We start from the raw sequence: 11,588 nt of genomic DNA, 5'->3' as shown, positions 1-11,588 counted from the left end.
ATGAAAGTTTTGTGTCAGAGTTCCTTGTCTGTATAGGACGGAAATATACCGTAAGGGATCTGGATTAATCGCAGAATTATTTCAATATAAAATGATCCGTTTTTTCGAAATTGAAGCTTGCATATGAAAGGCAGTAAGGAGACAGCATGGCAATTGAAAATCAGCAGTCAAATCTGATTCGTAAAAGAAAGAGTTTTTCTGAGCATTCAAAAAAAATATTAAGTTATATTATTGCAGGAATATGTGCAGTTATAATCTGCGGATTCGCATGTTCTCCCATGAATTTTCAGGCCGCGGAAGTTGCTGGCAGCGCGGATCGGGGAACAGAGCAGGAAAACATAAACGGGCAGAATCCGAAGGGGAAAAATGAAAAGATTCTGCGGCAGTGGGATGTCACGGAAAAAAATCTGATTTTATATTATGATGACAGATATTCTGTTACGGATATCGGAGAAGGATGGGCGATTGCATCCATTGAAACAAAGGAAGTATATTCCTATAAAGTTGCATCGGGGGAAAAGACAGAAGAATATGACAGCAATGTTATAATACAGGATGATAAAGATGAGAAGAAGATCATTGCTGCCGGCGTAGGTGAGGCAGAGCTGCTTCTTGTGCCCGAAGATAAGCTGGAGCCGGCGAAGGCGGTTTTGTCCGGCGATGAAGCAACCGGAGAGAACAGTGCTTCTATAGACGCTGTCAGAATAAATGTAATGGTGAAGCCGGCACCACTGACAATAATGTATGTGGCAGGACAGAGCAATGCGGAAGGCTGGTGTTCTGCAAATACAGGATATCGCCGGAATGAATCTGTTGCCTGTACAGAAGGAGAAGTATATTCAACCTATGCACCGACATCTAAGTCAAAGGCTGTTACGGGAATTTCTTTTTCAGGTAATTGTACGGAGAAAAACGCAGCAGATTTTGTTGCGGAAGCGCTGGGAAGCAGCAGAAGCATCTCCGGGATAAATTTGGAGTATTCTCTGGATACGCTGACAGAAAGCGGGAATGGAAAAACCGGCCTTGACAGCGGGCTGGCGTACGAATGGAACCGTCTGACAGGGAATAAAGTATGGGTTGTAAATACAGCCTGGGGCGGAACCTCTATTAATACATGGGTTCCCGGAGGGAAACATTATGAACGGTCTGCCGCTGTCAACCGACTGGTGAAACAGACTTATCAGGCCGAGATAAATGCAGGACATTATACAGAAGGCTCCAGCCTGTTATTCTGGCTGCAGGGAGAAGCTGATAAACGGAAAGGCGCCCGGGAATATTATGATTCTTTTGAAATGATGTATAATGCAATGAACCGGGAACTGGAGCTGGATGGATTTGGAATTATATCTGTCCGCTCGGATGAGGGATCCCGGACAAATGCAGATGATATCAGTATGTCGGGACCACGTATTGCACAGTATGCTGCAGGAAGCAGCCAGGGGCTGGAAAAGGCGTATGTAGTAAGCAATGTAAATGAGCAATGGGTATCGGATGCTCAGGTGAAAAGATATTTTTCCGGAAAATATCCCCAGGGGTATCTGACATATCCTGTACAGAACGGCGAGGCAGATGTGCCTGTTTCTGTATCGGATGTACATAATGATATTCATTATTCCCAGATTGCTCATAATGAAAATGGAATAACTGCCGCTGACGGTATGTATGCTGTTTTATCTAAAAGCGGAGAAGCCGGGAATCTGGGAGTTTCCTGGAGGGACAGAGCCGGTGCGGATATCAAAGAGCTGACGGTGGACAAGGATGAGGAAGAAGTATTGGTTCCGGTAGTTATTCCTTCGTACTATGCAAAGCAGGTATATTATTATACCGATGATAAGACGTTATCATTTACTGAAAAAACAGGAACAGTTACTGCAACAGCAGCGGGGAAAGCTGCTATATCAGCCTGTGACAGTCAGAATAATATATTATCAGCATTAGAGGTAAATATAACAGATACCGCCGACATGACAGAAATAGCCGGAGATGATTATAATGGACTCTTCCGATATAACGGTATCTGGTGGTATCTGAAAAACGGCTATGTACAGAAAGAATATGTAGGTGTTGTCCGCAACGAAAAAGGCTGGTGGTATGTTGAAAACGGCAAAGTAGATTTCAGTTATAACGGCTTTGCAAAAAACAGCAACGGCTGGTGGTATATTGAAGACGGTAAGGTAACGTTTAAAAGAACAGATATTCTCAAAGGCACAGTAAACGGAGAAAGCGGCTGGTGGAGAGTAGAAAACAGTAAAGTGAATTTTGCCTGCAACAGTGTGGAAAAGAACTCAAAAGGCTGGTGGTATATCCGGAACGGCAAGGTGGATTTCGGTTATACAGGAGTAGCAAGAAACGCGAAAGGCTGGTGGCGGATCGTAAACGGTGAGGTAGACTTTAACTGTAACAGTGTAGAAAAGAATTCAAAAGGCTGGTGGTATATCCGGGACGGCAAGGTGGATTTCGGTTACACAGGAGTGGCGAGAAACGCAAAGGGCTGGTGGCGGATCGTAAACGGCAAGGTAGACTTTAACTGCAACAGTGTGGAAAAGAACTCAAAAGGCTGGTGGTATATCCGGGACGGCAAGGTGGATTTCAGTTACACAGGAGTAGCGAAGAATTCGAAAGGCTGGTGGCGGATTGAAGACGGCAAGGTGAATTTTAATTTTAACGGCATCGCAAAAAATTCGAAAGGCTGGTGGTATATCCGCAATGGAAAAGTTGACTTTACATATAACGGAAAGGTTATCTGGAACCATCGGACATACGTAGTGAAGAATGGAGCAGTTCAATATTAGACTGCGGATGTCTGTAAGAAGTATAATATTAGGCAGAAAGAGATTGTTCGGATATGATGAATAATCCTGGAGGAATACTGTATGCAGGAAAAAAGCAAATTTTATTTTGAAAATTTATCAAAGTACAGAAAAGTTCTGATGGGACTGCAGATTATTCTGATTATAATTTTCCATTTCACAGAAGACTGTAAAATTTATGACGTCCGATTTTCGGGGATAATAAGTTTGTTTTACAGATATATCCGTAGTTCGGGAGTGGACATGTTTTTACTTCTTTCAGGACTTGGACTTTACTTTTCGTGGAAAAAGAAGCCTGAGCCGGGGGTGTTTTATAAGAAACGGTATATGCGTATCCTGATCCCTTATTTTATAGTAGCAGTTCCGGCCTGGATATGGCTTGATATATTTTGGTTGGACAAAGGCTGGGGCGCTTTTTTCAAAGATCTCTCATTTATATCCTTTTTCTTTGAGGAGACAAGATGGTTCTGGTACATCCTGATGATCGGAATCTGTTATTGGATCTTTCCGTACATTTTTACTGTTTTTGAAACGGCTGCCGACCGGGCCACAGAAAAAATGAGAGCTTTGATACTCTGTACATCAAGCACCCTTCTGCTGGTGATGCTGCAGCTGTATCATAATGATCTTTACAGCAATGTGAGCATTGCTGTTTCCAGAATACCGGCATTTGTTATCGGAGTATTAATAGGAAAAGCTGTATATGAGAAGCGGGAGATGCCCAGGAAGAATATCGGGATTCTTTTGGCTCTGGCAATTGTCATAGCATGGCCTTTGCAAATGGCCGGGAAAAGTATAGTGGGCGTATATTCAAATGCATTTCTTAATTTCGCATTTTCTCTGCTTTTTGTTTATATACTGGCTACTTTATCTGAAAGCAAAAACAGAGGGATCGCAAAAGTTCATGCATTTATCACGTCTGTAATTGGATGGTTCGGAAAGTATACTCTGGAGCTTTATCTGGTACATGTTATGGTCAGAAAAATTATGAACACACTGGGATATCATACTTACCGGCTGTCATATGAAGGGATAATGGTTATTGTTTCAATTATTCTTTCTGTGGCTTTGAGCAAATTAACAGATTATGTCCATGAGAAGTTGTGGTAATCCTTGCAATAATATGTCGATTCGTATATAATGTTACGGGTATATTAAAAGAATGTTATATTTTACCACAGTGACGGGTAAGTGAAAAGGCATTTGCGCAGATTTATAAATAATGTGTTGGAGGAAAACAGGGTGTTTACCAGTATTAAATATGTATTAACGGAGAATTTCCAGAATGTATATCGTATTTACTGCATTGCAAAATACGAACTTCTGGCCGATATGCGTGACTCAAAATTCGGTATTTTCTGGAATTTTGCATCCCCGGCGATTCAGGTACTGACTTACTGGCTTATTTTTGGTATTGCATGGAAAAGAAAACCGGTCGGGGATATTGAATATCTGCCGTGGTTGGTTGTAGGGTACGCGGCATGGTGGTTTATTCAGCCGTGTATTCAAAGCGGATGCAATGCGGTATTTTCAAAGACCAGTGTAATTACGAAAATGAAGTTCCCGGTCAGTGTTTTACCGGCTACAATCTGTGCAAAAGAATTTTTTAATCATCTCTGTATGCTGGTGATTGCTTTTGTCACTCTGCTTGTGTGCGGCTACAGACCGAATTTATACTGGCTCGGTCTGATATACTATGCTCTCTGCGCATTTGTTTTTACGGAGTCCGTATCCCTGATTCTTTCCGTACTTACCATGCTGTGGAGAGACGTGAAAAAGCTGGTGACATCTTTGATGAGAATGCTGATGTATTTTTCACCGGTAATATGGGAATGCCATTTCAGCAATGATGTTCCGTATCATAATGTACTGAATTTTATAATGAAATTAAATCCTGTTTACTATATTGTGAACGGATACAGGGATTCGGTGTTCTACAACACCGGATTCTGGGAACATCCGGCGCTGACAGTGTATTTTTGGATTGTTGTTGTATGTCTGTTTGCAGTAGGATGTATGCTTATGTACAAATTTAAACGTAAGTTTATTGATTTGATCTAGAGGGAATAGTATGGAGTCATCAAGATATGATAATAGCAAATATGCCGTAGAACTTGAGCATGTTTCTAAAATATATAAATTAAAGAAAAAGGACGGAGAGCCGAAGGGATCCGAGAGCTTCTATGCGTTACGGGATATCACTCTCAAGATCAGGAGAGGAGATGTGGTAGGCATTCTTGGGACAAATGGTTCCGGTAAGTCTACTCTGTCCCTAGTCCTTTCAGGAATTTCAGATATTGACGAGGGGAAAATGACTGTAAACGGGGAACAGGCTCTGATCTCAATTAATACAGGATTAAATAATCAGCTCACAGGTCTGGAGAATATTAATGTGAAAGGAGCTCTTCTGGGATTTAATAAGAAAAAGATACAGCAGATGACAGAAGGGGTTATTGAATTTGCCGAGTTGGGAGATTTTCTGTATCAGCCGGTGAAAAAATACTCAAGTGGTATGAAGTCAAGGCTGGGTTTTTCGATTTCTCTCGCGCTTGATCCGGATATTTTTATTATTGATGAGGCTTTGTCTGTCGGAGATAAAGGGTTTGCGAAGAAATGTCTTGACCGAATGATGAAACTGAGAAATGAAAAAGATAAGACAATTCTGTTTATTTCCCATTCCCTTCCTCAGGTGAAAGGGTTCTGTAAGACAGGACTTTGGATTGAGGGCGGGAAACTTATGGAAATGGGTCCAATTGACGAAGTGTGTGACCACTATTCAGATTATGTGGAAAAAATGAATTCCATGCCTAATAAAGAAAAGAAAAAAATGCTGGATGAGAAATTCAGAGAGCGGCTTATTATAAATGAGAAGAAGAGTTTTTGGTCAAGGTTATTTGGCTGAGTGCGAAAAGATCTGTAGGGAAGGAAAGGAAAAAATGAAAAAGTATGATTTTCTTATTGTAGGAGCAGGACTTTACGGAGCCGTTATGGCGCACGAACTGGGAAAACAGGGAAAAAAGTGTCTGGTGATTGACCGCAGGGAGCACATCGCAGGCAACATCTATTGTGAAGACATTGAAGGAATTCATGTTCACAAGTATGGCGCGCATATTTTCCATACATCTGATAAAAAAGTATGGGATTATATCAATCAGTTTGCAGAGTTTAATAATTACGTTAATTCTCCGGTTGCCGTATACAAGGACGAGCTTTACAATCTTCCGTTTAATATGAATACATTCAGCAAAATGTGGGGGATCCGTACTCCTCAGGAAGCGAAGGATATTATTGAAAAACAGAGAAAAGAGACCGGCATAACGGAACCGAAAAACCTGGAGGAGCAGGCGTTGTTCCTGGTAGGAAAAGATATCTATGAAAAACTTGTGAAAGGGTACACGGAGAAGCAGTGGGGCAGGCTGTGTACAGAGCTGCCGGCATTTATTATTAAAAGACTTCCCTGCAGATTTATCTATGATAACAACTATTTTAATGACAGATATCAGGGCATTCCAATTGGCGGTTATACGCCGATTATAGAAAAAATGCTTGCGGGCGCGGATGTACGCACAGGCATTGATTTCTTCGAATTCAGAAAAGAAAATCCGGATATTGCGGAGAAAATTATTTTTACAGGCCAGATTGACGAATATTTTGAATATAGACTTGGCGCACTTGAATATCGTTCTGTCCGGTTTGAAACAGAGGTACTGGACTGTGAAAACTATCAGGGAAATGCAGTAGTTAATTACACGGACAGAGAAGTGCCCTATACCCGTGTGATCGAACACAAGCATTTTGAGTTCGGCAAGCAGGATAAAACTGTAATTTCGCGGGAGTATTCTTCTGAATGGAATGTGGGAATGGAGCCGTATTATCCGGTGAATGACGAGAAAAATAATCAGCTTTACCAAGAGTATAAAAAACTGGCTGATCAGGAGAAAGATGTCATCTTCGGCGGCAGACTGGGAGACTATAAATACTATGATATGGATAAGGTTATCGCTGCAGCCCTTGATCGTCTGGAAGATCTGTAACAAGAAAACTGTGAAGTAATGGTGAAAATTCATTTAAGAAAGTTTTAATTGTACACAGCCGGGGTGTGAAAGCAAAGGATATTCTTGAAATAATATGTCGATTCGTATATAATGTTACAGGTATATTAAATAAATGTTATATCAATAAACTTCGGTGGTGGGTAAATGAAAAAACATTTACACAAATTTGAGTCTACACTCTGGCTGGCAATAAAATTTGTACTTTATTTTTTATTATTATCGATTTTTATTATTGTGCTTGGAAAAGAAAACAGTGGACTGACCCGGCTGTCAAGAATGCTTGGAACTACTATTTTTGTATTCGTAGTTGTAGGGCTTCTGCTGCTGTCGGTTTATGGAACGTTTGATGTAGGCAGAAGGAAAAGCAAGCCTATAATTTATTCGTTGTCTCTTGCTGTTATCTGCACAGATGTGATTGCGTATCTGCAGGTTATGATAATGAGGACGAATACGGACATTCATGAATTCCGGCTTCGGGGCGGTAAACTTCTTGTTCTGGCCATGATTTTGCAGATATTGATTATTATTATTTTCACCTACGCGGGAAATGCATTATTTTTTGCGATTCATGAGCCGGAAAAGTGCTGTGTTATCACATCATGCCAGGAAAGTCTTGATACAATCGCCTATGCCATAGGCAGGTTCAGGAAGCAGTACAGGATTGATTCGATTGTGGATTACCGGTGCACAGATATAGAACCTTATATAAAAGGTTCAGATACAGTATTTATATATGACATACCTGCGGAGCGCAGACTGATGATAATGCGGCTGTGCTACAAGCATAAAGTTAATGTATACTTTAATCCGTATCTGGAAGATATTATGGAAGTTAATGCAAAACATTATGTGCTGGATGATGTGTATCTTTTTAATAAGAACAACAAGACACTGACCATGGAGCAGAGGATTATAAAGAGATTGCTGGATATTGGTCTTTCGCTGTTCCTGGGAGTATTGACATCTCCTTTGTGGATCTGCGGGGCGATTGCGGTGAAACTTTATGACGGAGGCCCGGTATTTTTTAAACAGAAAAGAGCGACAATCCACGGCAAAGAATTTGATGTGTATAAATTGCGCACAATGAAGGTGAATGTGGAAAACTATTCTGCAAAAAAAGATGATGACCGTATTACAAAACCAGGCGCTATCCTCAGGAGAACCCGGATTGACGAGCTGCCTCAGCTTCTCAATGTGCTGAAAGGAGATATGACTTTTGTCGGTCCCAGACCGGAAATGATCAAAAATGTACAGAACTACACGGCTGAGCTTCCGGAATTCCGGTATCGTCTTCGTGTTAAAGCAGGACTTACAGGATATGCGCAGATTTCCGGAAAATATAATACGACGCCCCGGGACAAGCTGATAATGGACATGATGTATATCGAACAGTTCAGCGTGCTCAGAGATATACAGTTGATTCTGCAGACAGCAGTAGTTCTGCTGAAGTCGGACAGCACAGAGGCATTCGGAAAGAAAAAAGAATCGGGATATGTATTTATTCCCGCTAAAGAGCAGGAGGATGAAAGTTAGTCTCCTGCTTCTTTTACATTATTCTGGACTTTTTCCTGCAAAAAGTGTATGATAGTAAACGAGTAAGTCTGACGAAGATATGTCGGCTATGAAAGTAATCTATCACAAAAGAAGGGGTATTTACATGAGAGCATTGAAAAAAGCAGCTGCAGCATTACTTGCAGTATGTCTTATGGTTCCGATGTTCAGTCTGGTCGCTTTCGCGGCGGACGGCAGACTGATGTTTTCGGATCCGCAGACTAAAGTTGGAGAAAACGTAAGTATTGATCTGGTGGTCCAGAGTCAGGGAAACACGATCGGTGATGTCAGTGTAACCATGAATTACAGTACGGATGACCTGGAGTTCGTCAGCGGAGACGGTTTTGAGGCAGATGGATCCGGGACACTGACGTATACCGGAACAGGGAACAGCAGTGAACTCCGTTCAACAGTCGAGTTCAGAGCTCTTACAGCAGGAGAAACACAGATTACTGTCAGTGACAGTACAGCAGTGATTTCTACGGGAGAGGATCTGAATCTTACAGAGGGTTCCTCGACGGTCACAATTGCGGCAGCGGATGACGGAACTACTTCCGTAGAGCCAACGTCCGGCTCCGATACGGAAACCGTGGGAGAAACTACAAATATTGTAGTAACTGTAAACGGGAATGATTATAATTTTTCAGAAGCGTTTACTACATCAGATATTCCCGCCGGATACTATGAGGCAAATCTTACATTTGAGGGTGCGGAGCACAGATTTGTTGCAAATGATGCAGGCGTTTATCTCGGATATTTAGTAGATGCTTCCGGAGCGGGCACCTTTTTCCTTTATGATTCAGATAATTCAGAATTTGTTCCCTATGTGGAACTGAATATTTCTGATACTACATCAATTATTCCTCTGGCAGAGCCGGAAGGCCTGACGATGCCTGATGGATATCAGCAGGTCAATCTTAATCTGACCGGTATGGAACAGCAGTATTCGGCATGGTCAAATCCGGAGACGGACAGATATTATCTGCTTTATGCTTTGAATACACGTACCGGTGAAAAGGGACTCTATCAGTACGATACAGAGGATGGGACATATCAGAGTTATACCCTTCCCGCTGATACAGAGGAGGAAGCAGCCGGCAGCGTCCTTTCCGGCGGACTGGGCGATTTTGTAAAGGAGCATGCCCTGGTTATATTTGTGATAGCTGCAGTAATAATTTTTCTTCTTCTGATTCTTATGATTGTATTTGCCGTGAAGCTTGTACATCGAAATCAGGAACTGGACGATCTGTATGAGGAATACGATATTCCTTATGAGGAAGATGAGCCTGAGGTCGAGAAAAAATCAAAGAAGCAGTCCAAGAAACAGGCTGCTCTTCAGGATGAAGATTCTCTTGACAGTTATGAAGACGAGGAAGACGAAGAAGATTTTGACAATTATGTCGATGATGACGATGAGTATGATTCGGAGTATGACTCTGACGATGATTATGAGGACGATGATTACGACGATGACTATGATGATAGTTATGACGATGATGATGATTATGATGATGACTACGATGACTTTGGCGAAGAGACGGACGACCAGGATCAGACAAAAGATATGAAAGGCAGAAGAAGAGGAAAATCCCGGGAGGAAGATGATTACGAGATTGATTTTATTGATCTTTAATTAAATTGCAGGAAAAACAGATGAAAGAGGCACAGATACCGGTTATGGCAGCTGCGCCTCTTTTTCCGTTTCAATATTTGTTAAATGAATAAACACAGTTTTATCACATTCCCGGTATATTATGTAGTCATAAAAAGAAAGAAATTAAGAAATATATATTAAGAAAGAGGGCAATTTTTATGGAGAATCAATACAATTATTATAATCCAAATGAAATGAATGGGAACTATCAATATGGAGGATATGGCACAAATTCACAGCCGGAGCCGGAGAAACCGGATAAGAAGAAAAAAACTGGAAAATCTGTTCCAAAAGCCGTGGCAGTGGGAGGACTGGCTATTCTGTTTGGCGTAGTATCCAGTGCTGTTTTTCTTACATCCAATGTTGTGGGAACGAGGCTGCTGGGTCTGGACTCAGGCACTTCTTCTGTGTCAACGTCATCAAGAACGGTGGGGAACTCAACGCCTCTTTCTACAAGCAGCAGCGTGGTTACGTCGGACGTATCCGGCATTGTAGAAAATGTAATGCCGTCAATTGTGTCAATTACAAGTATGTCGGTAGAAGAAGTACAGAGCTTCTTTGGCGGCACATATCAGCAGCAGACGGAAGGCGCGGGCACAGGAATTATTATCGGCCAGAATGATTCGGAACTTTTGATCGTGACAAATAATCACGTTGTTGAAGGAAGCAATACGCTGACGGTTACTTTTAATGATGAGTCCAGCGTGGAAGCAAACATTAAAGGAACAAATTCTGATTATGATGTGGCAGTAATTGCGGTGCCGCTGGAAGATATTTCTGATGATACGATGGAGGCAATTTCGGTTGCAACGCTTGGAGATTCTACGGAACTGAAAGTCGGCGAGCCTGCAATAGCAATCGGAAATGCCCTTGGATATGGCCAGTCTGTTACAACAGGTGTAATCAGCGCTCTTGATCGTTCTGTCAGCACGACAGACAGTCAGACCGGCCAGACAGTGGAAAGCAGCGTAAAGCTGATTCAGACAGATGCGGCAATTAACCCCGGCAACAGCGGCGGAGCTCTTGTTAACGCAAATGGTGAAGTTGTAGGAATTAACTCTTCCAAGCTTGTAGGTGACAGCGTAGAAGGTGTAGGCTATGCGATTCCTATCAGTGATGTAAGTGATCTGATCGAGCAGCTGATGAACCAGGAAACAAGAGAAAAAGTAGCTGAAGCGGATCAGGGAGCTCTTGGAATCAGAGGCATAAGTGTATCGGATGCATTTTCCGAACAGCTGGAACTTCCGCAGGGAGTTTATGTATCAGAGGTGACTTCCGGAGGCGGCGCTGAGGCAGCAGGTATGTCCAGAGGCTGCATTATTACAGCGATTAACGGCACATCAATCAGCAGCATGGAAGGCCTGCAGGAGCAGCTTCAGTATTATGCAAAAGGCGAAACGGTAACCCTGACGATTCAGGTGCCGCAGACGACCGGTGACTATCAGGAGCAGACACTGGATGTTACTCTCGGTGAAAAACAGTAATATTTTTCCTAAAAACCACAGACATGATGAAGGG

8 protein-coding genes are annotated in these 11,588 nt (G+C 42.1%); all 8 read left to right on the top strand.

From position 1 onward, the window contains the following. Positions 1-146: 146 nt before the first annotated feature. Positions 147-2,792, top strand: coding sequence for a sialate O-acetylesterase (locus tag AC0QUU_RS11250; RefSeq protein WP_474542853.1), 2,646 nt, complete (start codon positions 147-149; stop codon positions 2,790-2,792). Positions 2,793-2,873: 81 nt separating this feature from the next. Further along, entirely contained in the window at positions 2,874-3,920 is a 1,047-nt protein-coding gene (locus AC0QUU_RS11245; RefSeq protein WP_474542851.1) for an acyltransferase family protein, read from the top strand. Between the two features lie 132 nt (positions 3,921-4,052). Further along, on the top strand, positions 4,053-4,871 hold the full coding sequence (locus AC0QUU_RS11240) for an ABC transporter permease (protein WP_474542849.1): 819 nt from the start codon (positions 4,053-4,055) through the stop codon (positions 4,869-4,871). 10 nt (positions 4,872-4,881) lie between these two features. Continuing rightward, on the top strand, positions 4,882-5,712 hold the full coding sequence (locus AC0QUU_RS11235) for an ABC transporter ATP-binding protein (protein ID WP_474542847.1): 831 nt from the start codon (positions 4,882-4,884) through the stop codon (positions 5,710-5,712). A gap of 34 nt (positions 5,713-5,746) precedes the next feature. After that, complete coding sequence (gene glf / locus AC0QUU_RS11230) at positions 5,747-6,844, top strand: UDP-galactopyranose mutase (RefSeq protein ID WP_474542846.1); 1,098 nt, start codon at positions 5,747-5,749, stop codon at positions 6,842-6,844. Positions 6,845-7,009: 165 nt separating this feature from the next. Beyond that, positions 7,010-8,398, top strand: a complete 1,389-nt coding sequence (locus tag AC0QUU_RS11225) for a sugar transferase (protein ID WP_474542845.1) — start codon at positions 7,010-7,012, stop codon at positions 8,396-8,398. 124 nt (positions 8,399-8,522) lie between these two features. After that, entirely contained in the window at positions 8,523-10,049 is a 1,527-nt protein-coding gene (locus tag AC0QUU_RS11220; RefSeq protein WP_474542844.1) for a hypothetical protein, read from the top strand. A 179-nt stretch (positions 10,050-10,228) separates the two neighbouring features. Continuing rightward, a complete protein-coding gene (locus AC0QUU_RS11215; RefSeq protein ID WP_474542843.1) occupies positions 10,229-11,554 on the top strand; it encodes a S1C family serine protease in 1,326 nt (441 codons plus the stop codon). Positions 11,555-11,588: the final 34 nt, after the last annotated feature.

The sequence above is a fragment of the Mediterraneibacter sp. HA8405 genome, assembly GCF_056148955.1.
Note: the sequence above shows the minus strand (reverse complement) of the source record. Positions and strands in the feature narration are given on the sequence as shown.